This window comes from Escherichia sp. WS3227_2 (genome assembly GCF_046486495.1).
Lineage (GTDB): Bacteria > Pseudomonadota > Gammaproteobacteria > Enterobacterales > Enterobacteriaceae > Escherichia > Escherichia coli.
Genome location: NZ_JBJQLG010000003.1, coordinates 214326 through 238404 on the forward strand (window position 1 = coordinate 214326; position 24079 = coordinate 238404).

Sequence of the window (24079 nt, forward strand, 5' to 3'; positions counted from 1 at the left end):
CTGGCCTGGATTTATCGCCAGACCAGCCTCGTTATAGCAGTAATTGCAGCAGCTGGGTGAGGGCAAACTTCACCGCTAATGCGAATGCCGTTTCGCAGTCGCCAGCAAAATTACTTTTTTTGTATACCCTTCCGTTATAATAATTTTCAAATTTATAAATCTGATTGTTCTGAAATATGTTTAAGACTCTTTAATCTTCTTCTTACTTTAGTGAGTAAAATTCTCTGAATATTTGACAGCTAGTTGCCTGATTTTAAATGCCTTATAACAATTGGCAGTATTCTTATTTGTCAATTATAAAAATAGCAACCAGACTTAATAAGTCAAACCAAACGCAATTAAGGAGTCAGTATGAAATTTCAGGCCATTGTATTAGCAAGTTTTCTTGTCATGCCTTATGCGTTGGCAGATGACCAGGGCGGATTAAAACAGGATGCAGCGCCACCGCCGCCTCATGCAATAGAAGATGGCTATCGCGGAACCGATGATGCAAAAAAAATGACCGTTGATTTCGCAAAAAAAATGCACGATGGCGCTTCGGTTTCACTACGCGGTAATTTGATTTCTCACAAAGGAGAGGACCGTTACGTTTTTCGCGATAAGAGCGGTGAAATTAATGTTGTTATTCCTGCGGCAGTCTTTGATGGACGAGAAGTTCAGCCGGACCAGCTGATCAACATTAGCGGAAGTCTGGATAAGAAAAGCGCTCCGGCCGTCGTTCGGGTCACTCATTTGCAGAAATAAAAATAAATTAGCCTGATGGCCTGAACTACTGGGCCATTAGGGTATTGGGTTATGCTATTTGTCATCCTTTTAATTGCGATAATGCAGGCTTAATTTACAGAATTAAACACTTTTTTATCTGCTGATTTTGTTTCAAATCACAATGTTATCTCAGAGATGACTCATAACTTCGGATTTCTATGAAAATATTGACGTAATTTTGCTTTTCTCTCGTTAGAATAGCGCGCACAAGGAACTGTGAAAAAGGAGTGGCAATGATCAAGAAGACAACGGAAATTGATGCCATCTTGTTAAATCTCAATAAGGCTATCGATGCCCACTACCAGTGGCTGGTAAGTATGTTTCACAGCGTAGTCGCGAGAGATGCCAGTAAGCCAGAAATAACGGATAACCATTCTTATGGACTGTGCCAGTTTGGTCGGTGGATTGATCATCTGGGACCACTCGATAACGATGAATTACCTTACGTTCGGCTAATGGATTCTGCCCATCAACATATGCATAACTGTGGTCGGGAATTAATGCTGGCTATTGTTGAAAATCACTGGCAGGACGCGCATTTCGACGCCTTTCAGGAAGGGTTGCTTTCTTTTACTGCGGCATTAACCGATTACAAAATTTATTTGCTGACGATCCGTAGCAATATGGATGTTTTGACGGGATTGCCGGGTCGTCGGGTTCTTGATGAATCCTTTGATCATCAGTTACGCAACGCTGAGCCTCTGAATCTTTATTTAATGTTGTTGGATATTGACCGATTTAAATTGGTTAATGATACCTACGGGCATTTAATCGGCGATGTAGTATTACGCACCCTGGCAACTTACTTAGCCAGTTGGACGCGCGATTACGAAACGGTTTATCGCTACGGTGGCGAAGAATTTATCATTATTGTCAAAGCGGCTAATGATGAAGAAGCATGTCGTGCAGGTATCAGAATTTGCCAGTTAGTCGATAACCATGCCATCACACATTCTGAAGGGCATATCAACATTACCGTGACTGCAGGTGTGAGTCGCGCATTTCCTGAAGAGCCTCTGGATGTGGTCATTGGAAGAGCGGACCGGGCAATGTATGAGGGTAAGCAAACCGGAAGAAATCGCTGTATGTTTATTGACGAACAAAACGTGATTAACCGAGTTTAAGCTCCGTTTAACATTCATTGAGAAAACTGATGCTACTGTGTCAACGATCCGTTATCAGTGCAGGAAAATGCCTGTTAGCGTAAAAGCAAAACACAAATCTATCCATGCAAGCATTCACCGCCGGTTTACTGGCGGTTTTTTTTCGCCGTCATAAAAATCAGGCCCCTTGTACACAACTGTAACAAGGGGCCGGTTAGGTGAGGGATTATCTCCGTTCATTAGTCATCCCATTTGTGGCTGAAATACGCGGCCAGAAAACCAGAAAATAAAATTATTCCCAGTACGGCCATAAAAACATTCATATTACCCAGCATTATTTGCCTCCGTTTATGGTGTGGTGTGTTTCCTCGCTTACCTTAATTTTCATCTCAATGAGAAAGATATTAGCAGAGGTAACCTAAACGAAGGCTGAATTAAATTTTTATTGTGTTCGACTTAAATCAACAAAGCGCGGGCTGCCCCCACGGTCTTGCACGAATTCCTTTTAACATCAGCACCCACGCAGCAATGATCACCAACGCTAAGATGATAAACAGCGAGAAAGGCGGCAGACTGGTAAGCACTATGCCACTCACTAATGGGTTAATCGCGGCACCAAGCCAGCCTAAAGACTGGGCGGAAAAATAGCTGGCTTTCATTCCTGGCGGTGCAATATGGTCAATCAACATATACTCGCCCGGCGCATAAATGATTTCACCGACAGTAAATACCGCAGCTGACATACCCCACAATAGCAGGCTGTTGCCGGAAAAAATAAAACCGACCAGCCCAATGACGAAACAGAGGGTGCCTGCTGTCATCAGCGCGCGGATGTTAGCCGGGTTAAGGCGGCGGCCCACGGAATATTGCAACGTAACCACCATGGCAGCATTCACCGGAAGAACAACCGCGACCACCTTTTCGGCAAAATCCCCATCAGCAATCACCATCACATATTGTGAAATGCATGAAGCAAATGCGCCGCTAACAAAAGAAGCCAGAAAACCAGAGCAGGTAAACCACAACAGTGCTTTATCTTGTAATAAAACTTTCGGCGACCAGACACTGCCTGTTTCCGTGGCGATGATTTTCTCGCTGCGCTTTACCCAAATTTGAATGAAAAGCATGGGAAACGCGGAACAGATAGCTGCCAGCCAAAAGGGCAGATTGATGCTCTGCATCACCAACAGCGTGCCGAGCGGCGGACCGATGGTCCAGCCAATGTTGAGCATGGTGTAGTTGATTGAGAAGATTTTCGTTTTGCTGGTGGAGGAAAGATTGTCGGCAAACCAGGCTTTCAACACGGTAGCAAAAACGGAATAGGCGCAGTTAATAAGGGCAAAAAAGAGCACCACCAGCGTCACGTTATTCACTAAAGGAATGGCAATAAAACCGCTGGCGAAGGCGGTAATTGCCAGTAACATATAGCGTTTCTTGTCGAACTTATCCGCCAGGATACCAAAACCGAGGCTAAAAACGACGCCAATAGTGAGCGCAATTGTCATCGCATAACCGATTAGATCGACACTCAGGCTGTACTGGCGACTCAAGTAAATGGTCATAAACGGCAGCGTAGCGCCGCGTCCGATGGTTAATAACAACGACGAGGCAAGAAGGGCGCTGGTAGAGCGTCGTAGGGATAAGTTCATTTGTCTGTCCGGCAGTGCGTTTCGTTATGTTTTGTTTTAGAGATGTAAAGAAATAGCATGGCAAAAATCCGAAGTATAGCGACTTATTTGCGCATTAATGCCGTCGTAATCGGTGACTAACGAATCAACTGTTAAAGAAAAGTAAATTCAGCTAAGTTGATTGCTTACAAAAGATGAAATTCAGAGGCGGTAGAATGTCGCGAAAAGATGGGGTGTTGGCGCTACTGGTAGTGGTCGTATGGGGGCTAAATTTTGTGGTCATCAAAGTGGGGCTTCATAACATGCCACCGCTGATGTTGGCCGGTTTGCGCTTTATGCTGGTTGCTTTTCCGGCTATCTTTTTTGTCGCACGACCGAAAGTACCACTGAATTTGCTGCTGGGGTATGGATTAACCATCAGTTTTGCGCAGTTTGCTTTTCTTTTTTGTGCCATTAACTTCGGTATGCCTGCTGGACTGGCTTCGCTGGTGTTACAGGCACAGGCGTTTTTTACTATCGTGCTTGGCGCGTTTACTTTCGGTGAGCGACTGCATGGCAAACAATTGGCGGGGATCGCCTTAGCGATTTTTGGCGTACTTGTGTTAATCGAAGATAGTCTGAACGGTCAGCATGTGGCGATGCTCGGCTTTATGTTGACCCTGGCGGCAGCATTTAGTTGGGCGTGTGGCAACATCTTCAATAAAAAGATCATGTCGCACTCAACGCGCCCGGCGGTGATGTCGCTGGTAATCTGGAGCGCATTAATCCCAATCATTCCCTTCTTTGTTGCCTCGCTGATTCTCGATGGTTCCGCAACCATGATTCACAGTCTGGTCACTATCGATATGACCACCATCTTGTCTCTGATGTATCTGGCGTTTGTGGCGACAATTGTTGGTTATGGGATCTGGGGGACGTTACTGGGACGCTATGAAACCTGGCGGGTTGCACCGTTATCGTTACTGGTGCCCGTAGTAGGACTGGCAAGTGCGGCACTATTGTTGGATGAACGCTTAACGGGTCTACAATTTTTCGGTGCGGTGCTCATTATGACCGGGCTGTATATCAATGTATTTGGCTTGCGGTGGCGTAAAGCGGTAAAAGTGGGAAGTTAATAAGCCCCGATATGTCGGGGCCAGAACAAACTACATAGCGTGTTGATTATAATAGGGCACGCCGAGCGCATCCGACTTATCACTGCCAGTACCCATGTGATTTAAATCAAACGGTGGTTGTTCCTGCGATGGGGGAACAACCACGACATTGGCACAGGAAGTAACAACCGGCTGCGTGGTTTGTTCCGCAATGCCCTGCGTGGAAAAGAGAATAAGCGCAGCTGCTATTGCGGATAAAAGTGGTTTCATGATTGCCTCAGTGACGTTGTCACGTTATCAACTAGCTGTTGTAATGATTTAATGGATGTAAAAAGCGCGATTCGCCCTGCATATTGGTCATCCGGTATTTATGTGGCGGAACATCAAAGTAATTTTTGAAGGTTCGGGTCAGAGTTTGTTGCGACTCGAAGCCATATCGTTCTGCCAGATAGAGTATCGGCTCGTTACTTTCCTTCAGCTTTTGCGCGATTTCCGTCATCTTACGGCTGCGGATGTATTGGCCTAATGAATGACCGGTTTCTTTTTTAAACATCCGTTGCAGGTGCCATTTGGAGTAACCCGAACGCTCTGACACTTTCTCCAGTGACAGAGGCGATTCCAGGTTGTCCTCGATCCAGTCCAAAATGCTATGAATGGTAATAGCGTCAGTATTGCGTCTGGACATCGTCATACCTCTTTTTTTGTTTACGGCAGGACTTTCTTAAGCAAATGCTCAAGTGTTGCCACTTCGTCCGCCGTCAGGTTTTTTGTTAATTCTTGATGCAGGTCCTGGCCAACTAATTGATGGCATTGTTCACATATTGCCGCGCCGCTGGTGGTAAGTTTTACCAGTACGCCGCGCTTGTCATTCGGGTTCGGCAACCTTTCCACCCAGCCTTTACAGACCAGGCGATCCAGCATACGGGTCAGCGCCCCCAGGTCGACCGATAACACTTTTTTCAGTTCAACCGGAGTAATACACGCCGCGCAGCGGATAGAGCAGAGCACCTTAAACTGTGCCGCGGTAATATCCAGCGGAGACAGATACTCGTTAAGCAGGCGATCTTTCTTCTGATTAACCATATGGATTAAGCGACCCAATGGAATAATTTCATTGAACAGATCGCTGGTACTTTTCACATTAGTTGCCCTGGCAAGTAATTAGTTGCAGGGGATAATATTGCCCAGGCAAGTATAAGTCAAATGAATGAATTGACCGATGCCACGTTTTGCTAAATCGGTTCAAGTTTTGGTCAGTGCGATGCAAGGCTAGCTAAAGAGTGACACTTTATCGTTGTTTACCCCTTATACTTTTCGCTGATAACCCAGATACACAGGATAACAACCACCAATGTTAGATTTATTTAAAGCAATTGGCCTGGGGCTGGTGGTGTTACTACCGTTAGCTAACCCATTAACAACTGTCGCGTTATTTCTTGGCCTGGCAGGCAACATGAACAGTGCCGAACGTAATCGTCAGTCGTTGATGGCCTCGGTGTACGTCTTTGCCATCATGATGGTGGCGTATTACGCCGGGCAACTGGTGATGGATACATTTGGCATTTCGATTCCCGGTCTGCGAATTGCAGGCGGCTTAATCGTCGCGTTTATCGGTTTTCGAATGCTCTTTCCGCAACAGAAAGCAATTGATTCACCGGAAGCGAAAAGCAAGTCGGAAGAGCTGGAAGATGAACCCAGCGCCAATATTGCTTTTGTACCACTGGCAATGCCAAGTACCGCCGGTCCGGGAACCATAGCGATGATTATTAGCTCGGCGTCCACAGTGCGTCAGAGTTCAACCTTTGCTGATTGGGTACTGATGGTTGCGCCGCCGCTGATCTTTTTCCTGGTGGCGGTTATTTTGTGGGGAAGTCTACGCAGCTCTGGCGCAATTATGCGGCTGGTGGGTAAGGGGGGCATTGAAGCGATCTCCCGTCTGATGGGATTCCTGCTGGTATGTATGGGGGTGCAGTTTATTATTAACGGCATCCTGGAAATCATTAAAACGTACCACTAAAAAAGGCCCGAATGGGCCTTTCAACTATTGCGTCTGTTCTTCGAGTGTCACTGGCCAGCGGCGGAAAATGATGATTGACCATATTAACGCGGCAAAAGCAGGCACCGCGCCCACATAACCAATCATCGACATTGACCAGTGCAGACTGACCTGATTACCTACCAACGCACCCGCGCCGATTCCAATATTAAATATCCCAGAGAATAGCGCCATCGCGACGTCGGTAGCATCTGGTGCCAGCGCCAGCACTTTAACCTGCATACCAAGCCCGATGATCATCATCGCTATCCCCCAGAAAATACTCAGCACCCCGAGGTGTATTTCACTGTTCGCCGCAGGTAGCAGCAGTGCCAGGCACACCAGCAACAGCGCAATCGCCGTACTTACCAACGCAGACGCATACTGATTACCCAGTTTACCGAAAATCACGCTGCCAATAATGCCCGCACCACCGAGTAATAACAGTAATGCCGTGGCAAAGTTGGCGCTGAATCCCGCAATGTTTTGCACAAAAGGCTCGATATAGCTGTATGCCGTGTAATGGGCGGTGACAACCACCACAGTTAACAAATAAATGCTCATCAATGCCGGGCGGCGGAATAATAGCGGTAGGCTTTTCAGCGAACCGGAATGCTCACTGGGCAGTAAGGGAAGTAACTTAATCAGGCACAAAAGGGTAATAAACGCCCCGATACCAATCGCGAAGAAGGTCATTCGCCAGCCAAAATACTGCCCCACAATGCGCCCGAGAGGTAAACCTAATACCATTGCCAGTGCTGTACCGGTGGCAATTAAACTCAATGCCTGCGCTCGCTTCCCGGCCGGAGCCATACGGATCGCCAGAGACGCCGTAATCGACCAGAAAATCGCATGTGCAAAAGCCACACCAATGCGACTGATCACCAGAACGGTAAAGCTCCACGACAAAAACGACAGTACGTGGCTGGCAATAAACACCACAAACAGGCAGATCAGTAATTTGCGCCGTTCAACCTGACTGGTCATTAACATAAAAGGCAATGACATTAGCGCCACTACCCATGCATAAATCGTCAACATGATGCCGACCTGAGCGGTTTGCATGTGAAAACTTTGCGCAATGTCAGAGAGCAGGCCAACAGGGACAAATTCGGTGGTGTTGAAGATGAAGGCGGCGACTGCCAGCGTAACGACCCGTAGCCACGCCACTTTGCGGGAAACAGTGTTTGTTGTCATAACAGATTATCGGGTGAGTTGCGAAAAAGTGATGAAATGATCTTAAAACGGTTAATGATGTGAATACAATGCATTTGTGATCTGGATCGCGTTTTCCGTTTCTCTGACGCTGATTCTGTTCCGCGTCAGAGAGTCGGTAACATCACGGTTTAATGACGTTCAGGGAGGTCTGGCGTTTTGGCGGTTGCGGGTATAGGTGATCTGACAGGGGAGCGAGGCCTGTTTTTCACCAGGTCTTTGTGAGTAACTTTTGGCGGCGTTTCATTTTTTACAAAAAGTTTGAGGGTCCTGCGCGCCATATGTTTGATAATTTTATCATCACTTAATGATGCTGGCATCAACACGTCATTCAAATCACTTTCATTGGGATTCATAAATTGGTGATAATGCAACAACATATTGGCGAAAAATAAAAACAACTCCTGAAAATGAGGAGATTCTTGTTCTGCTAAAAGGGATAAAAAGCAGATACAGACTTCGGGTAGTACATGTTTGTTAGAACCTAATGAATCCATCAGGCTTTGCAATAAATCCTCTTTTAATTCGCTGTCCTTTATGTCAAGAATGGCGGTGATCAAGTTAGGCTCTTTATTGACGAACCATCTGTGAACTTCAGAGTTATTCCATAATCGGGGGAGTATGACAAAATTACCGCGGGTGATAAAATTCAGGACAAGCAAATCAAACTGGCGTAAGTAATCTGCAGCGGTATGGTGATCCGGATGCAGGGGTTCAATATGTGGTGTATGCGCTCTTTTGATGGGAACGCCAGGGTTGATCATTGGGAATTGTTCAATAAAGTCATTCAGAAACAGAAAGAGTACACGCTCGACGCCGGTCTGAAATACGCGCCCCATAGTGACAGGTTTTGGGTTAGGAGCGCAAAAAATATTAATTTCCCCATCATGGCGGAAATTATCTAAATAAATAGGACTTAAATTTATTACTACCTGGAATTCAATATTTTCTTTGTGTCTTCCATTCCTGGCGGGATAAGTGAGTTTAAACTGAACCTTTTCATTGTATAGCGTGTCGTTACCCCGAAAAGAAGTCCTCTGAATATATGATAAGTTGTCAAGGTTATTAAATATCTTTTTTGTAGCTGAGTTGATGTTTAAAGACGTGCGCCACTCTTCATTACATATTATGGTACTGAGTGCATCAATAAAATCCTTTAAAACTTCTTTTACCTGAGGTGCAATATTACGTACGGGAAAATCTTCAGGAAGAGATATGTAATTGCTGATGCTTACTGGCGTAACCATATTTGCCCCATATAGTCATAAGTCATCGGAACATCACTATATAGAGCATATTAGCCGCAAGAACTATCAAAAATAGCTCATTGCTAACTCTGTTTTGCCGAGTCAGACACATCCAGTAGTTGAATAAATGCCTCAAGCGGACGCGTTTTTGCACCGCGACGCCAGACCAGCCATGTTGTTAACCAACGCCATTGCTCAGCTAACGGCCACGCCTCAACCTGGTGATGCCCCGGCATACTTTCCAGCATAGAGCGTGGAATAAGCGCAATGCCAGCTCCTGCGACCACACAGGCCAACATTCCGTGATAAGACTCCATCTCATGGATAGTTCCCGGAGCGGCACCGTCAGCATGAAACCAGCTCTCGAAGTGGCGACGATACGAACAATTGGCGCGGAAGGCATAAATGTTACTGCCATTAACCTGACTGGCACGGGTTACTGGCGCATGTCCTTGTGGCGTGACAATCATCAACTCCTCGCGGTACACCGGTATCCCGTCAATGGCAGTATGGTTAATGGGCCCATCAATAAACGCCGCATTCAGTTTTCCCTCCAGCACCCCTTCCAGCATAGTGCCGGAAGGGCCGGTGGAAAGTGAAAACTGAATTTTGGGATAACGACGGTTGAATTCCGCCAGCGTGGCCGGAATGCGAACTGCTGCGGTGCTTTCCAGCGAACCAAGAGAAAATAAACCTTGCGGCTCATTGCCAGCGACAACGCTCCGCGCTTCATCCACTAACGCGAGAATTTGTTGGCTATAGCGTAAAAAGTTATGCCCGGCAGGAGAGAGACGTAAACGCTGATTCTCGCGAATAAACAGATCAACCCCCAGTTCTGTTTCCAGCTGGCGTAGACGGGTAGTGAGATTCGACGGCACGCGATGCACTTTTGCTGCAGCCTGGGTTATGCTGCCAGCTTCGGCAACCGCGTTGAACATCTCCAGTTGGGTCAGATCCATAATATTCTCGATTCGTGAATAAGTGGCTTAATATTATTCATTTTAAAGCAAGAGTAAATCTGCGTATCTTCATACAATGACTCATAAAGGAGATACCCCGATGACCATTACTCCGGAAACTCATGCAATTTCGATAAATCCTGCCACCGGTGAACAACTTTCTGTGCTGCCGTGGGCTGGCGCTGACGATATCGAAAACGCACTACAGCTGGCGGCAGCTGGCTTTCGCGACTGGCGCGAGACAAATATAGATTATCGTGCTGAAAAACTGCGTGATATCGGTAAGGCTCTGCGTGTCCGTAGCGAAGAAATGGCGCAAATGATCACCCGTGAAATGGGCAAACCAATCAACCAGGCGCGCGCTGAAGTGGCGAAATCGGCGAATTTGTGTGACTGGTATGCAGAACATGGTCCGGCAATGCTGAAGGCGGAACCTACGCTGGTGGAAAATCAGCAGGCAGTTATTGAGTATCGACCGTTGGGGACAATTCTGGCGATTATGCCGTGGAATTTTCCGTTATGGCAGGTGATGCGTGGCGCGGTTCCCATCATTCTTGCAGGTAACGGCTACTTACTTAAACATGCGCCGAATGTGATGGGCTGTGCACAGCTCATTGCCCAGGTGTTTAAAGATGCGGGTATCCCACAAGGCGTATATGGCTGGCTGAATGCCGACAACGACGGCGTCAGTCAGATGATTAAAGACTCGCGCATTGCTGCTGTCACGGTGACCGGAAGTGTTCGTGCGGGAGCGGCTATTGGCGCACAGGCTGGAGCGGCACTGAAAAAATGCGTACTGGAACTGGGCGGTTCGGATCCATTTATTGTGCTTAACGATGCCGATCTGGAACTGGCGGTTAAAGCGGCGGTAGCCGGACGTTATCAGAATACCGGACAGGTTTGTGCAGCTGCAAAACGCTTTATTATCGAAGAGGGAATTGCTTCGGCATTTACCGAACGTTTTGTGGCAGCTGCGGCAGCCTTGAAAATGGGCGATCCCCGTGACGAAGAGAACACTCTCGGACCAATGGCTCGTTTTGATTTACGTGATGAGCTGCATCATCAGGTGGAGAAAACCCTGGCGCAGGGTGCGCGTTTGTTACTGGGCGGGGAAAAGATGGCTGGGGCAGGTAACTACTATCCGCCAACGGTTCTGGCGAATGTTACCCCAGAAATGACCGCGTTTCGGGAAGAAATGTTTGGCCCCGTTGCGGCAATCACCATTGCGAAAGATGCAGAACATGCGCTGGAACTGGCTAATGATAGTGAGTTCGGCCTTTCAGCGACCATTTTCACCACCGACGAAACACAGGCCAGACAGATGGCGGCACGTCTGGAATGCGGTGGGGTGTTTATCAATGGTTATTGTGCCAGCGACGCGCGAGTCGCCTTTGGTGGCGTGAAGAAGAGTGGCTTTGGTCGTGAGCTTTCCCATTTCGGCTTACACGAATTCTGTAATATCCAGACGGTGTGGAAAGACCGGATCTGACGCTACATATTCAGCTCTGATATACTCGCAGGTCTTTTCAGACCTGCGGTCCAGGAGTAGAAAGTGGCAGTCGCCATGGATAATGCAATTTTAGAAAACATCTTGCGGCAAGTGCGGCCGCTCATTGGTCAGGGTAAAGTCGCGGATTATATTCCGGCGCTGGCTACGGTAGACGGTTCCCGGCTGGGCATTGCTATCTGTACAGTTGACGGACAGCTTTTTCAGGCCGGAGATGCACAAGAACGTTTTTCCATTCAGTCTATTTCCAAAGTGCTGAGTCTCGTTGTCGCCATGCGTCATTACTCCGAAGAGGAAATCTGGCAACGCGTCGGCAAAGATCCGTCTGGATCACCGTTCAATTCTTTAGTGCAACTGGAAATGGAGCAGGGTATTCCGCGTAATCCGTTTATTAATGCCGGTGCGCTGGTGGTCTGCGATATGTTGCAAGGGCGATTAAGCGCTCCTCGGCAACGTATGCTGGAAGTCGTGCGCGGCTTAAGCGGTGTGTCTGATATTTCATACGATACGGTGGTAGCGCGTTCCGAATTTGAACATTCCGCGCGAAATGCGGCTATCGCCTGGCTGATGAAGTCGTTTGGCAATTTCCATCATGATGTGACAACCGTTCTGCAAAACTACTTTCATTACTGCGCTCTGAAAATGAGCTGTGTAGAGCTGGCCCGGACGTTTGTCTTTCTGGCTAATCAGGGGAAAGCTATTCATATTGATGAACCTGTGGTGACGCCAATGCAGGCGCGGCAAATTAATGCGCTGATGGCGACCAGTGGTATGTACCAGAACGCGGGGGAGTTTGCCTGGCGGGTGGGACTACCAGCGAAATCTGGCGTTGGTGGCGGTATTGTGGCGATTGTTCCGCATGAAATGGCCATCGCAGTCTGGAGTCCGGAACTGGATGATGCTGGTAACTCGCTTGCGGGCATTGCCGTTCTTGAACAATTAACGAAACAGTTAGGGCGTTCGGTTTATTAATGCAGTCTCTCGATCCACTCTTCGCGCGTTTATCCCGTTCAAAATTTCGCTCTCGCTTTCGTTTGGGGGTGAAAGAGCGTCAGTATTGTCTGGAGAAAGGCGCGCCAGTCATCGAACAACATGCGGCGGATTTTGTCGCTAAACGTCTTGCTCCGGCATTACCGGCTAACGACGGTAAGCAAACCCCCATGCGCGGGCATCCGGTGTTTATCGCTCAGCACGCCACTGCAACCTGTTGTCGCGGTTGTCTGGCTAAGTGGCATAACATTCCGCAGGGTGTTTCGTTAAGCGAGGAACAACAACGTTATATCGTGGCGGTAATCTATCACTGGTTGGTTATACAGATGAATCAGCCATGATAATTGCGGAAAACGATAAAATAGCATTCCCAGGATATCTTTATTTGCCGCCGCTGTCAGCGAACATGCTATCCTTTATGAGAATTTACTTATTACGTTGAGATAATTGCCATCAGCAATTGTATGGACAGATAATTAATGCATGTACAGCCCATTTCAACTTTCCGTTTGTTCCAGGAAGGTCATCTGCTACGTAATAGCATCGCTATTTTTGCGCTAACCACGCTGTTCTATTTTATTGGTGCAGAGTTACGGCTGGTTCACGAACTTTCTCTTTTCTGGCCGCTGAATGGCGTAATGGCGGGGGTGTTTGCCCGCTATGTCTGGCTTAATCGACTGCATTACTATGCGATCAGTTATGTGGCAATGCTGGTTTATGATGCCATAACCACCGAATGGGGGCTGGTTTCACTGGCTATCAATTTCTCCAATATGATGTTTATTGTTACCGTCGCCTTACTGGTCGCGCGGGATAAGCGTCTGGGGAAAAATAAGTACGAGCCAGTAAGTGCCTTACGGCTATTTAATTACTGTCTGATTGCCGCATTATTATGCGCTATTGTCGGGGCGATCGGTTCGGTCAGTATTGATAGTCTGGATTTCTGGCCTTTGCTTGCGGACTGGTTCAGTGAGCAATTCTCAACGGGCGTGTTGATCGTGCCTTGTATGCTGACGTTGGCAATTCCTGGAGTGCTGCCGCGCTTTAAAGCAGAACAGATGATGCCCGCTATCGCGCTTATTGTGTCGGTTATTGCCTCGGTAGTCATTGGCGGAGCGGGGAGTCTGGCGTTCCCGCTGCCTGCATTAATCTGGTGTGCAGTGCGCTATACGCCGCAGGTAACATGTCTGTTGACCTTTGTCACCGGTGCGGTGGAAATCGTACTGGTGGCAAATTCAGTGATTGATATCTCGGTCGGTTCGCCGTTCTCCATTCCGCAAATGTTCTCCGCACGTCTCGGTATTGCCACGATGGCGATATGCCCAATTATGGTTTCTTTTAGCGTGGCAGCGATCAATTCGCTAATGAAGCAAGTTGCGCTGCGAGCCGACTTTGATTTTCTGACTCAGGTTTACTCACGGTCCGGTCTTTATGAGGCGCTGAAAAGTCCATCGCTGAAACAGACACAACATCTGACTGTCATGCTGCTTGATATCGACTATTTCAAAAGCATTAACGATAACTATGGACATGAATGTGGCGATAAAGTGTTAAGCGTGTTTGCCCAGCATATTCAGAAGATTGTCGGTGATAAGGGGCTGGTGGCGCGAATGGGCGGCGAAGAATTTGCTGTTGCAGTGCCGTCGGTGAATCCTGTCGATGGTCTGCTAATGGCGGAAAAAATCCGTAAAGGCGTTGAACTGCAACCGTTCACCTGGCAACAAAAAACGCTTTATCTCACGGTAAGTATTGGCGTCGGTAGTGGTTGCGCATCGTACCGAACGCTGACCGATGACTTTAATAAATTGATGGTCGAAGCCGATACATGTCTGTATCGCTCGAAGAAAGATGGGCGCAACCGTACCAGCACTATGCGTTACGGTGAGGAAGTTGTCTGACATCTTTATTCATTCACAGCGATTTAAACGGAATGTGTTCTACCACTTTATTGAGCGAATAAAAGGCGTAGTTCCTCGATTAAACCATGATCCGCGCCACACTTTTCTCATAAAACTGCTCATTAATCATCAGGAGTTGATCAAAACAGGGGTTCGGCGTATTAAAGTTTGCTAACCTGTCGTACCAATTCAAACAGGTTGTATGACTAATCAGAAGGGAACCCATTGTGAAAACACTAAATCGTCGCGATTTTCCCGGTGCACAGTATCCAGAACGTATCATTCAGTTTGGTGAAGGTAACTTCCTGCGCGCCTTTGTTGACTGGCAAATCGATCTCCTGAATGAGCACACCGATCTGAATTCTGGCGTGGTCGTTGTTCGTCCGATTGAAACTTCATTCCCACCGTCACTGAGCACACAGGATGGTCTGTACACCACCATTATACGTGGCCTGAATGAGAAGGGTGAAGCGGTCAGCGACGCGCGTCTGATTCGCTCGGTTAATCGTGAAATCAGCGTCTACAGTGAATACGATGAATTCCTGAAACTGGCGCACAACCCGGAAATGCGCTTTGTTTTCTCTAACACCACCGAAGCGGGTATCAGCTACCATGCGGGCGATAAATTCGATGACGCGCCGGCGGTAAGTTATCCGGCAAAACTGACCCGTCTGCTGTTCGAACGTTTTAGCCATTTCAACGGTGCGCTGGATAAAGGTTGGATCATCATCCCGTGTGAGTTGATCGACTACAATGGCGACGCGTTGCGTGAACTGGTTCTGCGCTATGCGCAAGAGTGGGCACTGCCAGAAGCATTTATTCAATGGCTGGATCAGGCTAACAGCTTCTGTTCTACGCTGGTGGACCGTATCGTTACCGGCTATCCGCGTGATGAAGTGGCTAAACTGGAAGAAGAACTGGGTTATCACGATGGTTTCCTCGACACCGCTGAACACTTTTACCTGTTTGTGATTCAGGGGCCGAAATCCTTAGCGACTGAACTGCGTCTGGACAAATATCCGCTCAACGTGCTGATTGTTGACGATATTAAACCGTACAAAGAACGCAAAGTGGCAATCCTCAACGGTGCGCACACCGCGCTGGTGCCGGTGGCGTTCCAGGCAGGGCTGGATACCGTAGGTGAAGCGATGAACGATGCTGAAATTTGCGCATTCGTTGAAAAAGCCATCTACGAAGAAATTATTCCGGTACTGGATTTGCCTCGTGATGAACTGGAATCTTTCGCCAGTGCAGTCACCGGACGTTTCCGTAACCCGTACATCAAGCATCAGCTGCTGTCTATCGCGCTCAACGGTATGACCAAGTTCCGCACACGCATCCTGCCGCAGCTGCTGGCAGGGCAGAAGGCAAACGGCACACTTCCGGCGCGCCTTACTTTCGCATTAGCGGCATTGATTGCGTTTTATCGCGGTGAGCGTAACGGAGAAACATATCCGGTACAGGACGATGCACACTGGCTGGAACGTTATCAGCAACTCTGGAGCCAGCATCGTGACCGTGTTATCGGCACCCAAGAGTTGGTAGCGATTGTGTTGGCAGAAAAAGACCACTGGGAGCAGGACCTGACGCAAGTGCCTGGTCTGGTCGAGCAGGTGGCTAATGACCTGGATGCGATTCTCGAAAAAGGGATGCGCGAAGCTGTACGCCCGTTGTGCTAATACTCTGAACCCGGTTTCGACCGGGTTTCTCATTTCACTATATTAGTTACAACATCCTATATGCCTTTATCATTAACAGGTGCCACATGCAGCATCTGTTAATGTTGTAAGCTTGTAGGTAATTTGTACGTAGCGTCTTGAGAATGTGATCGTAATCACGTTTAATAGGGCGACTTTTCCACGCCTGAAGATAACCATGATTGTTCGTCCACAACAACACTGGCTGCGCCGTATTTTTGTCTGGCATGGCTCAGTATTATCCAAGATATCCTCGCGCTTACTACTCAATTTTCTCTTTTCTATCGCTGTTATTTTCATGCTGCCCTGGTACACGCATCTGGGCATCAAATTCACCCTCGCACCGTTCAGCATTCTCGGTGTCGCCATCGCCATTTTTCTTGGTTTTCGTAATAATGCCGGGTACGCCCGTTACGTTGAAGCGCGAAAACTTTGGGGGCAGTTGATGATTGCCTCACGGTCGTTACTGCGGGAGGTAAAAACGACATTGCCGGATTCGGCAAGTGTAAGGGAGTTTGCCCGGCTGCAAATTGCCTTCGCCCATTGTTTACGCATGACATTACGCAAACAGCCACAGGCGGAAGTGCTGGCACATTATCTCAAGACTGAAGATCTTCAGCGTGTACTGGCTTCGAACTCTCCAGCTAACCGTATCTTGTTAATAATGGGAGAATGGTTGGCGGTTCAGCGCCGCAATGGACAGCTTTCAGATATCCTGTTTATTAGCCTCAACGATCGGCTTAACGATATTTCAGCGGTTCTGGCAGGCTGCGAGCGCATTGCCTACACGCCAATTCCCTTTGCCTACACCCTGATTTTGCATCGTACCGTTTATCTGTTTTGTATCATGCTGCCGTTCGCGCTGGTCGTGGACCTGCATTACATGACGCCTTTTATCTCTGTGCTGATTTCCTACACTTTTATTTCGCTGGATTGTCTGGCGGAAGAACTGGAAGATCCCTTCGGTACTGAAAACAATGATTTACCGCTGGATGCCATCTGCAACGCTATTGAAATTGACCTGTTACAGATGAACGATGAAACAGAAATTCCAGCAAAAATTCTTCCCGATCGTCATTACCAGCTGACGTAATATTTACTCCGTACGCCGGGCAACAATAAACAGACGCGGAAATGCCAGCAGTATCTCTCCGTTCTCTTGCAGTGGATACTGCTCTTCCAGCATCTGATGGTAGCGCGTAAGAAACTGCTGCTGTTCGCTCTCGGTCAGATCCTGTAACCACGGACGTAATCCAGTGGCGGTCACCCAATCGATAATCGCCTGGTGCGACGGCATCTGGTGATAGTAGGTGGTTCGCCAGATATCGACCTCACATCCGGCTTCGCTCAAAATATCGTAGTAAGCATGAACGCCAGCCAGCGGCTCACGCCCGCGATCCGGATAATTTTGTTCCCAGGCGACTTCGCGCATGAGCACATGGGTTGGCTCTAGCCAGTTATCTGGCATCTGTACTGCCAACACACCATGCGAATTAAGTAAAGAAACCAGATGAGGGAACAATTCGTAGTGGTCGGGCAGCCATTGCAGTGAGGCATTAGCAAAAATCAGATCGAGTGTCTGTTCCGGTTGCCAATTGCGGATATCTGCTTCCACAAACTGGCAGTCCGGCAAAGCACTGCGCGCTTCGGCAACCATCGCCGGAGACGAGTCGATGCCCGTTATCTTGGCCGCAGGCCAACGTTGATGCAGCAGGGCGGTGCTGTTACCTGGGCCACAGCCAAGATCGGCAACGTATTCGATATTCTCCAGCGGCACTCTGGCAAGCAGCTCCACCGCCGGACGCGATCGTTCAGCGGCAAAGTGCAGATATAAAGAGGGGTTCCAGTCAGACATATTTTTACTCCCGTCAGCGCGTTACCCCTAGTGTAGATAAAACTGATAAATTCGCCTCACGGCATCAACCCATTGAACAGACGTTTTTTACGCGGCCCGGTCATTAAAGATTCCAGTTTCGCGACACAGGTTTTGTAGTGGGGCGTGGTTTTATGGAACGCCACTGCGTCTTCATCTTTATAAGCTTCGTAGATATAAAAGCGCGAATTCACTTCCGGGTCCTGTAAGACATCGAAGCGCAAATTGCCTTCTTCCTGTACCGAGCCCAGGTGGTTCTGGCGAAAAACTTCGATAAACTCGTCAACCTTGTCTTCATGAACGTTAATTTCAACCAGTGTGACGTGCATGTTTCTTCTCCTTAATCCGCAGTTACTGTTTTTCACTCAGATAGAGTTCATATGCCCGATCAGCCGTTTCGTTATGGTGTACTACCGCCTGTACGGCTTTCATCATCGCCACCGGATGGTCAGACTGGAAAATATTACGCCCCATATCCACACCAGAAGCGCCCTGATCGATAGCCTGCCAGCACATTTCCAGCGCCTCGCGCTCCGGTAATTTTTTACCGCCAGCAATAACAATGGGTACCGGACATCCGGCAACAATCCGTTCAAAACCTTTATCGACATAATAAGTTTTGATAATCTGCGCCCCCATTTCAGCGGCGATTCGAGTCGCGAGCGAGAAATAACGCTGATCGCGCACCATATCTTTGCCCACGCCAGTCACGGCCATGGTCGGCATTCCCACTTTCATTCCGGCATCGACCAGCTGAATAATATTTTTGATCGACTGATGTTCATATTCGCTGCCGATATAAACCTGCGCCGCCACCGCGCAACTGTTCAGGCGCACGGCGTCATCCATCGATAACGCCACGGCTTCATTACTTAATTCCGCCAGAATAGAGTTCGCACCTGACGCCCGCAGTACCACTGGCTTATTAGTCGCCGGGGGGACTACGCTGCGCAAAATGCCGCGCGTACACATTAATACATCGGCATGTTCAAACAGCGGGGCGATATTTATATCAATGCGTTCAAGTCCGGTAGTCGGCCCCTGAAAATAACCATGGTCAAAGGCCAGCATCACGGTTTTACCCGTTTTCGGATTAAATATCCGTGATAAGCGTGACTGCATTCCCCAATCCAGCGCACCGCAACCTTTCAGGGTAAAAGGGATATTTTTTTGCGGTTGATCGGTACGAAAATCTTTACCATCTTTAATATCGTCTAAATCTGCCATAACTTACTCCGGTTAAGTAATGCACATCAGAAATCGTATTTGCCGATATTCTCTTTGTTGAATATCACGCGCTCCGGTAACAGTACGATGCCATTACCATCCGCTTCGTAGTCATAGCCCTGAACGCTGTTTGGCGAGACTTCCACCTGACCTACGCCCTGAACATCCAGCTTGTCGCCCGTTTTCATTGATCCTTTTTTCAATAATGCATCCGCGACATAAACTGAAATTTTGCCTTGCTGAACCACATCCCACAGGCCAAATTCTTTCACCGTGCCGCGTTCCACATATGGACGCATCACGTTTGGCGTACTGAATCCGACAATCGCAACTTTGTCATTTTTCAGGTTTTCTGCGGCTTGTGCGGCAGCGGGCAGGGCGTTGGCGTCGGGGGCGATAATGGCGTCGAGATCGCTATACGCTTTTAATATTCCTTCTGCAGTTTGTAACGATTTAGTGGCATCGTTATAGCCAAACTGCGTAGTGACAATTTCCCAGCCTGGATGCTCTTTGGCGATTTTCGCTTTCGCCTCTTTCACCCACTGGTTTTGGTCCGTAACGGTGGGGCTTGAGTAGAAAAACGCGACTTTGGCTTTGTCTTTATTTACCTGACGCGCCGCCATATCCACCAACATACCTCCCAACTGGGCGGGCGTTCCCTGATTAATGTAGTAAGAGCGGCACTCCGGTTTAGTATCAGAGTCCCAGGTCAGCACTCTCACACCACGTTGCATGGCGCGTTTCAGTGCCGGACACAAGCCATCAGGCGAAACCGCAGAAACGATAATGGCGTTATAACCCTGATTAACGAAGTTATTAATCAACTGTACCTGACCAGAAACACTGGGTTCTGTCGGCCCGTCGTAGGTCACATCAACGCCCAGCTCTTTACCCGCTTGTTGTGCGCCGTTGCCACCGCTGGTAAAAAATCCCACGCCAACCAGTTTGGGAATAAATGCAATACGCTCTGTGGCCTGCACATTCATAGAGATTGCGGCAATGCCAAGCGCGCTAAGTAAGGCGATTTTCTTAAAGCGATGAAGTGTCATGAAGATATCCTTTATGGCAATGGGTTATTGGCCCGACGCGCCAGCCACTCTTTAATTTGCTGGCGATGCAGGCTAACGGAACGACCTACGACAACGACGATAAGTAGCGCACCGGAAAGGGCGCTGGACACCTGATTTGGCACTCCTGCCATTTGCAAACCTTGTTGCAAATATCCCACTAATAAAACCGCAATGGCGGTGCCGATAATGGAACCGGAACCACCATAAATATTGGCACCGCCAAGCACCACGGCGGTGATGGCGGGCATCAGAAACGACGCACCGAGATCGGAGCGTGCTGAACCAAAATACGATACCAGCAGCACAGCGGCGACTGCAGACGCCAGCCCCGTCATGGCATAGAGCGCACATAAGGTGCGGTTAACTGGAATCGCGCTATAAAGCGCCACGCGCGGGCTTTGCCCAATCAAAAACACGTTACGTCCGGCATGGGTTTTATGCAGCCAGAGCCAGAAAACGAGGAGACATATCAGAAAGATAATCAGCGGAACGGGGAGTCCCAGCACATCCAGGTTAGCGAAATCTGTAAACGCCATCGGGAATCCACCAATACCTTCGTACCCCGTCGCTCCGGCCATCCCGGAAAGCAGCAGGGCACTTCCGGCAAACAGATACAGCGTGCCAAGCGTAATCACCAGCGGGTTAACTTTGGTATAGATAATTAATCCGGCGTTGATCAGCCCGCACAATGCGCCGAGCAGTAAGGTCAGGAGAATCGCCAGCGGCATCGGCACACCACTTTGAAACAGTACGCCCAATGCAATGGCGCAGAGGCCGATGGTCGAACCAAACGAAATATCGATCCCGCCACTGACAACCACCATCGTCAGCGGTAGGGCGACAATGCCAATGCAGATAAAGTCACTGGTGCTGAACAGCAACATATTAAGATCTAACATCCGCGGGTTAATTGCACCAAATGCGACAATCTCAATAACGAGCAGTGCGGCAAGAGCCAGTTCCCAACCGTAGCGAATACGCATTATGCGGCCTCCCGTTTTTTACCTGACGAAGCGGGTTTAACGGATGGCGGTGACATCATAAAGCGGGCATATTTTTGCCGCCGCAGATTACGTTCCAGCGCACAACGCAGGCGTCCATCAAACACCAGCACCGCCAGCAGCACGAGGCCCGCGATAAAATCGTTCCACCATGCCGGAATGCGCAACAGCACCAGTACGCTATCGATCTGCGTCAGAAACCATGCGCCTAATACCGCACCGATGATCGCGCCGGAACCGCCGAGCAAACTAATGCCGCCCAGCACGCAGGCTGCAATTGCGTTCATCTCCAGCCCGGTACCGGTCTGGTTGGGGATAAAACCAATCTGCGAAGCAAACACAATTCCCGCCAGTGCCGCCATGCAGCCGTTCAACGAAAATGCCACAATGCGAATGGCTTCCGTACGAACGCCCAGTTGACGAGCGCCCTGTAAATTATCGCCCGTGACATAAAAACTGCGTCCAAACGCCGTCTTTGCCAGCAGCCAGGCCATAAATGCCACCAGAATTATCGTCAACCAACCAATCGCGGAAACGCCAAACAGCAGCGGGGCGGAGAGTTGTTTCAGTTCGGCGGGTAATCCCTCAATCCATTTACCGCCAGTCCACAGCAACATGATGCCTCTGTACAACCCTAACGTTCCAAGGGTGGCAACAATGGCAGGGATCTTTAGCCACGCGACCAGGACACCGTTGAAAAATCCCGCGAGCAAACCAAGCAGTAAAGTCGCGACACAAGCAACAGGTAGTGAATACCCCGCGTTCAGTAACATCCCCAACAGCACCGCGCACATTCCGGTAATCGAACCCACTGAAACATCAATATTGCGCGTAAGCATTACCAGCGTCGCGCCCATTGCCAGCAGGATCAGGATTTGCGCGCTGCTATAAACCATGGTCAGCGTTTGCACACTTAAATACTGACGGTCGAGAAAACCGGGTAATACAAACAGCAGCACCACCGCCAGCAGTGCCGTGATTTCACGGTTGTTCTGAATAAATTTCAGCATGACGCCTCCTGACGCTGACTATCGCCGAAGGCAACGCGCATAATGGTCTCGACATTAATATCGCGCCCGGTCAGTGCAGAGTGGGCAATTTCGCCCTGATGCATCACATACACGCGATCTGCCATCAGTTCGATCTCTTCGAGATCAGAGGAGATAAGCAGCACAGCCACATTCTGTGCGGCGATGCTGCGCAACAGTTGGTAGATATCATTACGCGCCGAGACATCCACGCCGCGCGTCGGCTCATCGACAATCAATACTTGCGGCGAAGCTTCCAGGCATTTGGCAATCAGGATTTTTTGCTGGTTGCCACCGGATAATGTCCGTGCAGCTTGTTCCGGTTGGTTAAATTTAATATTCAGCGCCCGACGATATCGTTCCAGGGTGGCATTATCTTTCGCGGTTTTCGCCCAGAATCCACGAAGGTTATGAGTAAGGGCGCAGACGTTCCAGGCCAGCGAAGCATCGAGATTCAGTCCGGATGACTGGCGATCTTCCGGCAGATAAACCAGACCGCGCAGTAAACGTTCTCCAGTGGATAATTTATTGATCTCTTTACCATTCAGCATAATGCGTCCGCCACGCAAAGTACGCAGACCATAGAGCGTCTCGGCCAGTTCTGTGCGTCCGGCACCCACCAGCCCAGCCAGACCCAGAATTTCTCCGGCATTGAGCGTCAGGCTGACATTCCTGAAACCTTCGCCGGTCAGATTTTCTAGTGTCAGCATCGACGTTCCGGCGGCATGTTGTGCGCGGTTGCCAGGTAACTCCAGCCATAATTTTCGGCTGGCAGAGAGCGATTTTTCCCGTAGCGCTGGCGTGATGGCCTGAATAATGTCGTCGGTAGACAGTTCGCTGGTTTTGCCGCTTAAGGCGATGGTTCCGTCGCGCATCACGCTAATTCGGTCGGCAATCTGGCGAATTTCCGGCAGCTTATGCGAGATAAAAACAATACCCACGCCAGTAGCAAGCAGCTCCCGCAAGCGAATAAACAAACGTTCGGTTTCGGCGGGAGTAAGCGAGGCGGTAGGTTCATCGAGGATCAGAATTCGCGAATCGCGCATCAGCCCGCGGAGGATTTCCACCATTTGGCGATCGGCGACATCCAGCGATCCTGCCAGACTATGCAGATCAAACTGGCAGCCCAGCGCCGCCAGCAAGTTATTCATTTTCTGTATGGAGAGTTGTTTTTTTGCCAGACCAAACAGGATGTTTTCTTTTATCGACAGGCTTGGAAAAAGCAGCGGTTCCTGGGGAACGAGATAAATGCCCAGCTGATGAGCATGAACTGGCGTTAATCTGACGTAGTTGTTGCCCCCAATCTCCAGCGTACCGCTATCAGCAGGGGTAATACCGGCAATAATCTTCATTAACGTCGATTTACCGGCACCATTGCCGCCGAGCAGGGCGTGGACCTCCCCCTGATGCAACGTAAAATCGATGCCTTTCAGGACATTAACCCCTGAATACTGTTTATAAACCGAGCGGGCGCAAAGTAGCGGTAACGCGCGGGTATCACTCGTTTGCATATTTCCCCCGTTCAGTTTTGCAGGTGAGTTTTGAACAAATGTATTTTTGCTTTTAATTTGTTCATAACCTTAGGCGGGCATTGCATATATTTCCGACGAATAGATCACAATTTATGCTATTTTGATTTTCACGGTTGCGTTTGTTCATGCTCGTAGAGTCAAACTGTGGTTGCTATCACAGATATAAATGCGCAAGAACTGAACAATTGCATTAAAGATTTAAATATGTTC

The 24079-nt window shown here is 48.8% G+C and carries 26 protein-coding genes and 1 pseudogene; 10 read left to right on the forward strand and 17 right to left on the reverse strand.

Translation table 11 applies throughout. The annotated features are described in order from the left end of the window. Nucleotides 1–31: 31 nt before the first annotated feature. Nucleotides 32–112: pseudogene (locus ACJHXB_RS06345) on the reverse strand (hypothetical protein); the annotation flags it as partial. A 239-nt stretch (nucleotides 113–351) separates the two neighbouring features. On the opposite strand from ACJHXB_RS06345, the gene ydeI reads away from it, so the two are divergent. Beyond that, nucleotides 352–744 (forward strand): YdeI family stress tolerance OB fold protein, encoded by a 393-nt coding sequence (gene ydeI / locus ACJHXB_RS06350; protein ID WP_000671728.1) that lies wholly within the window; start codon nucleotides 352–354, stop codon nucleotides 742–744. Nucleotides 745–998: 254 nt separating this feature from the next. Beyond that, nucleotides 999–1889 carry a diguanylate cyclase DgcZ gene (dgcZ, locus tag ACJHXB_RS06355; RefSeq protein WP_000592808.1) on the forward strand — a complete coding sequence of 297 codons (891 nt, stop codon included), beginning with the start codon at nucleotides 999–1001 and terminating at the stop codon, nucleotides 1887–1889. A 114-nt stretch (nucleotides 1890–2003) separates the two neighbouring features. On the opposite strand, the gene mgtT is transcribed toward dgcZ, so the two are convergent. The 3 genes from mgtT to ydeE form a co-directional block, all read right to left on the reverse strand. Beyond that, entirely contained in the window at nucleotides 2004–2108 is a 105-nt protein-coding gene (gene mgtT / locus ACJHXB_RS06360; RefSeq protein ID WP_211180496.1) for a protein MgtT, read from the reverse strand. Then, entirely contained in the window at nucleotides 2108–2203 is a 96-nt protein-coding gene (gene mgtS / locus ACJHXB_RS06365; RefSeq protein ID WP_000901367.1) for a protein MgtS, read from the reverse strand. Before mgtS ends, mgtT begins: the two co-directional genes overlap by 1 nt. Nucleotides 2204–2329: 126 nt before the next feature. Then, nucleotides 2330–3517, reverse strand: a complete 1188-nt coding sequence (ydeE, locus tag ACJHXB_RS06370; protein WP_001054184.1) for an efflux MFS transporter YdeE — start codon at nucleotides 3515–3517, stop codon at nucleotides 2330–2332. A 194-nt stretch (nucleotides 3518–3711) separates the two neighbouring features. Between ydeE and eamA the strand changes: the two genes are divergently transcribed. Next, a complete protein-coding gene (eamA, locus tag ACJHXB_RS06375; protein WP_000087219.1) occupies nucleotides 3712–4611 on the forward strand; it encodes an O-acetylserine/cysteine exporter in 900 nt (299 codons plus the stop codon). 30 nt (nucleotides 4612–4641) lie between these two features. Here the strand turns inward: eamA and marB are convergent, their stop codons facing one another. From marB to marR, 3 genes are read right to left on the reverse strand one after another with little or no spacing between them, the layout of a single operon-like run. Continuing rightward, the gene (gene marB, locus ACJHXB_RS06380; protein WP_000803531.1) at nucleotides 4642–4860 is read right to left on the reverse strand and encodes a multiple antibiotic resistance protein MarB; all 219 of its coding nucleotides are present in this window, start codon (nucleotides 4858–4860) and stop codon (nucleotides 4642–4644) included. A gap of 31 nt (nucleotides 4861–4891) precedes the next feature. Continuing rightward, on the reverse strand, nucleotides 4892–5275 hold the full coding sequence (gene marA / locus ACJHXB_RS06385) for an MDR efflux pump AcrAB transcriptional activator MarA (protein ID WP_000091199.1): 384 nt from the start codon (nucleotides 5273–5275) through the stop codon (nucleotides 4892–4894). 20 nt (nucleotides 5276–5295) lie between these two features. Then, entirely contained in the window at nucleotides 5296–5730 is a 435-nt protein-coding gene (gene marR / locus ACJHXB_RS06390; RefSeq protein WP_000843419.1) for a multiple antibiotic resistance transcriptional regulator MarR, read from the reverse strand. Nucleotides 5731–5941: 211 nt separating this feature from the next. Between marR and marC the strand changes: the two genes are divergently transcribed. Beyond that, entirely contained in the window at nucleotides 5942–6607 is a 666-nt protein-coding gene (gene marC / locus ACJHXB_RS06395; protein WP_000885033.1) for an NAAT family transporter MarC, read from the forward strand. Nucleotides 6608–6631: 24 nt separating this feature from the next. Here the strand turns inward: marC and ydeA are convergent, their stop codons facing one another. The 3 genes from ydeA to ptrR form a co-directional block, all read right to left on the reverse strand. Continuing rightward, complete coding sequence (gene ydeA / locus ACJHXB_RS06400; RefSeq protein WP_000210785.1) at nucleotides 6632–7822, reverse strand: L-arabinose MFS transporter; 1191 nt, start codon at nucleotides 7820–7822, stop codon at nucleotides 6632–6634. 149 nt (nucleotides 7823–7971) lie between these two features. Then, nucleotides 7972–9087 (reverse strand): putative protein YneK, encoded by a 1116-nt coding sequence (yneK, locus tag ACJHXB_RS06405; protein WP_000258614.1) that lies wholly within the window; start codon nucleotides 9085–9087, stop codon nucleotides 7972–7974. 83 nt (nucleotides 9088–9170) lie between these two features. Continuing rightward, nucleotides 9171–10046 carry a putrescine utilization regulator PtrR gene (ptrR, locus tag ACJHXB_RS06410; protein ID WP_000366514.1) on the reverse strand — a complete coding sequence of 292 codons (876 nt, stop codon included), beginning with the start codon at nucleotides 10044–10046 and terminating at the stop codon, nucleotides 9171–9173. A 100-nt stretch (nucleotides 10047–10146) separates the two neighbouring features. On the opposite strand from ptrR, the gene sad reads away from it, so the two are divergent. The 6 genes from sad to ACJHXB_RS06440 all read left to right on the forward strand — a co-directional run bounded on the left by sad (nucleotide 10147) and on the right by ACJHXB_RS06440 (nucleotide 17231). Then, entirely contained in the window at nucleotides 10147–11535 is a 1389-nt protein-coding gene (sad, locus tag ACJHXB_RS06415; protein WP_001306073.1) for a succinate-semialdehyde dehydrogenase, read from the forward strand. A 63-nt stretch (nucleotides 11536–11598) separates the two neighbouring features. Next, on the forward strand, nucleotides 11599–12525 hold the full coding sequence (gene glsB, locus ACJHXB_RS06420) for a glutaminase B (RefSeq protein ID WP_000257409.1): 927 nt from the start codon (nucleotides 11599–11601) through the stop codon (nucleotides 12523–12525). After that, nucleotides 12525–12884: a DUF4186 domain-containing protein gene (locus ACJHXB_RS06425; RefSeq protein WP_001191032.1), complete on the forward strand. Its 360-nt coding sequence runs from the start codon at nucleotides 12525–12527 to the stop codon at nucleotides 12882–12884. The genes glsB and ACJHXB_RS06425 overlap by 1 nt, the downstream gene beginning before the upstream one ends. Before the next feature lie 138 nt (nucleotides 12885–13022). Next, on the forward strand, nucleotides 13023–14441 hold the full coding sequence (locus tag ACJHXB_RS06430; protein ID WP_000558440.1) for a diguanylate cyclase: 1419 nt from the start codon (nucleotides 13023–13025) through the stop codon (nucleotides 14439–14441). 227 nt (nucleotides 14442–14668) lie between these two features. Further along, complete coding sequence (gene uxaB / locus ACJHXB_RS06435) at nucleotides 14669–16120, forward strand: tagaturonate reductase (RefSeq protein WP_000854633.1); 1452 nt, start codon at nucleotides 14669–14671, stop codon at nucleotides 16118–16120. A gap of 196 nt (nucleotides 16121–16316) precedes the next feature. After that, nucleotides 16317–17231, forward strand: coding sequence for a bestrophin family protein (locus tag ACJHXB_RS06440; RefSeq protein ID WP_001469144.1), 915 nt, complete (start codon nucleotides 16317–16319; stop codon nucleotides 17229–17231). 3 nt (nucleotides 17232–17234) lie between these two features. On the opposite strand, the gene tam is transcribed toward ACJHXB_RS06440, so the two are convergent. The 7 genes from tam to lsrA are packed head-to-tail and all read right to left on the reverse strand — an operon-like array spanning nucleotide 17235 to nucleotide 23848. Beyond that, a complete protein-coding gene (gene tam / locus ACJHXB_RS06445; protein WP_410233473.1) occupies nucleotides 17235–17993 on the reverse strand; it encodes a trans-aconitate 2-methyltransferase in 759 nt (252 codons plus the stop codon). A 56-nt stretch (nucleotides 17994–18049) separates the two neighbouring features. After that, complete coding sequence (gene lsrG, locus ACJHXB_RS06450) at nucleotides 18050–18340, reverse strand: (4S)-4-hydroxy-5-phosphonooxypentane-2,3-dione isomerase (protein WP_000558527.1); 291 nt, start codon at nucleotides 18338–18340, stop codon at nucleotides 18050–18052. A 22-nt stretch (nucleotides 18341–18362) separates the two neighbouring features. Further along, nucleotides 18363–19238 (reverse strand): 3-hydroxy-5-phosphonooxypentane-2,4-dione thiolase, encoded by an 876-nt coding sequence (lsrF, locus tag ACJHXB_RS06455; protein ID WP_000774158.1) that lies wholly within the window; start codon nucleotides 19236–19238, stop codon nucleotides 18363–18365. A 26-nt stretch (nucleotides 19239–19264) separates the two neighbouring features. Then, nucleotides 19265–20287: an autoinducer 2 ABC transporter substrate-binding protein LsrB gene (gene lsrB, locus ACJHXB_RS06460; RefSeq protein WP_000172483.1), complete on the reverse strand. Its 1023-nt coding sequence runs from the start codon at nucleotides 20285–20287 to the stop codon at nucleotides 19265–19267. An 11-nt stretch (nucleotides 20288–20298) separates the two neighbouring features. Continuing rightward, nucleotides 20299–21291, reverse strand: a complete 993-nt coding sequence (gene lsrD, locus ACJHXB_RS06465) for an autoinducer 2 ABC transporter permease LsrD (protein ID WP_001222731.1) — start codon at nucleotides 21289–21291, stop codon at nucleotides 20299–20301. Beyond that, complete coding sequence (gene lsrC, locus ACJHXB_RS06470; protein WP_000911181.1) at nucleotides 21291–22319, reverse strand: autoinducer 2 ABC transporter permease LsrC; 1029 nt, start codon at nucleotides 22317–22319, stop codon at nucleotides 21291–21293. The genes lsrD and lsrC overlap by 1 nt, the downstream gene beginning before the upstream one ends. Further along, nucleotides 22313–23848, reverse strand: a complete 1536-nt coding sequence (gene lsrA, locus ACJHXB_RS06475; RefSeq protein WP_001194903.1) for an autoinducer 2 ABC transporter ATP-binding protein LsrA — start codon at nucleotides 23846–23848, stop codon at nucleotides 22313–22315. The genes lsrC and lsrA overlap by 7 nt, the downstream gene beginning before the upstream one ends. Nucleotides 23849–24079: the final 231 nt, after the last annotated feature.

Bases quoted from the DNA above. Each gene is read 5' to 3' on its own strand.
- dgcZ (WP_000592808.1), top strand. From the start codon at position 999: ATGATCAAGAAGACAACGGAAATTGATGCCATCTTGTTAAATCTCAAT.
- ACJHXB_RS06440 (WP_001469144.1), top strand. From the start codon at position 16,317: ATGATTGTTCGTCCACAACAACACTGGCTGCGCCGTATTTTTGTCTGG.
- lsrF (WP_000774158.1), bottom strand. From the start codon at position 19,238: ATGGCAGATTTAGACGATATTAAAGATGGTAAAGATTTTCGTACCGAT.
- lsrA (WP_001194903.1), bottom strand. From the start codon at position 23,848: ATGCAAACGAGTGATACCCGCGCGTTACCGCTACTTTGCGCCCGCTCG.
- ACJHXB_RS06425 (WP_001191032.1), top strand. From the start codon at position 12,525: ATGCAGTCTCTCGATCCACTCTTCGCGCGTTTATCCCGTTCAAAATTT.
- marA (WP_000091199.1), bottom strand. From the start codon at position 5,275: ATGTCCAGACGCAATACTGACGCTATTACCATTCATAGCATTTTGGAC.
- sad (WP_001306073.1), top strand. From the start codon at position 10,147: ATGACCATTACTCCGGAAACTCATGCAATTTCGATAAATCCTGCCACC.
- ydeE (WP_001054184.1), bottom strand. From the start codon at position 3,517: ATGAACTTATCCCTACGACGCTCTACCAGCGCCCTTCTTGCCTCGTCG.
- tam (WP_410233473.1), bottom strand. From the start codon at position 17,993: ATGTCTGACTGGAACCCCTCTTTATATCTGCACTTTGCCGCTGAACGA.
- yneK (WP_000258614.1), bottom strand. From the start codon at position 9,087: ATGGTTACGCCAGTAAGCATCAGCAATTACATATCTCTTCCTGAAGAT.
- mgtT (WP_211180496.1), bottom strand. From the start codon at position 2,108: ATGAACGGAGATAATCCCTCACCTAACCGGCCCCTTGTTACAGTTGTG.
- ptrR (WP_000366514.1), bottom strand. From the start codon at position 10,046: ATGGATCTGACCCAACTGGAGATGTTCAACGCGGTTGCCGAAGCTGGC.
- lsrB (WP_000172483.1), bottom strand. From the start codon at position 20,287: ATGACACTTCATCGCTTTAAGAAAATCGCCTTACTTAGCGCGCTTGGC.
- lsrG (WP_000558527.1), bottom strand. From the start codon at position 18,340: ATGCACGTCACACTGGTTGAAATTAACGTTCATGAAGACAAGGTTGAC.
- ydeI (WP_000671728.1), top strand. From the start codon at position 352: ATGAAATTTCAGGCCATTGTATTAGCAAGTTTTCTTGTCATGCCTTAT.
- marC (WP_000885033.1), top strand. From the start codon at position 5,942: ATGTTAGATTTATTTAAAGCAATTGGCCTGGGGCTGGTGGTGTTACTA.
- ACJHXB_RS06430 (WP_000558440.1), top strand. From the start codon at position 13,023: ATGCATGTACAGCCCATTTCAACTTTCCGTTTGTTCCAGGAAGGTCAT.
- lsrD (WP_001222731.1), bottom strand. From the start codon at position 21,291: ATGCGTATTCGCTACGGTTGGGAACTGGCTCTTGCCGCACTGCTCGTT.
- lsrC (WP_000911181.1), bottom strand. From the start codon at position 22,319: ATGCTGAAATTTATTCAGAACAACCGTGAAATCACGGCACTGCTGGCG.
- marB (WP_000803531.1), bottom strand. From the start codon at position 4,860: ATGAAACCACTTTTATCCGCAATAGCAGCTGCGCTTATTCTCTTTTCC.
- mgtS (WP_000901367.1), bottom strand. From the start codon at position 2,203: ATGCTGGGTAATATGAATGTTTTTATGGCCGTACTGGGAATAATTTTA.
- ydeA (WP_000210785.1), bottom strand. From the start codon at position 7,822: ATGACAACAAACACTGTTTCCCGCAAAGTGGCGTGGCTACGGGTCGTT.
- eamA (WP_000087219.1), top strand. From the start codon at position 3,712: ATGTCGCGAAAAGATGGGGTGTTGGCGCTACTGGTAGTGGTCGTATGG.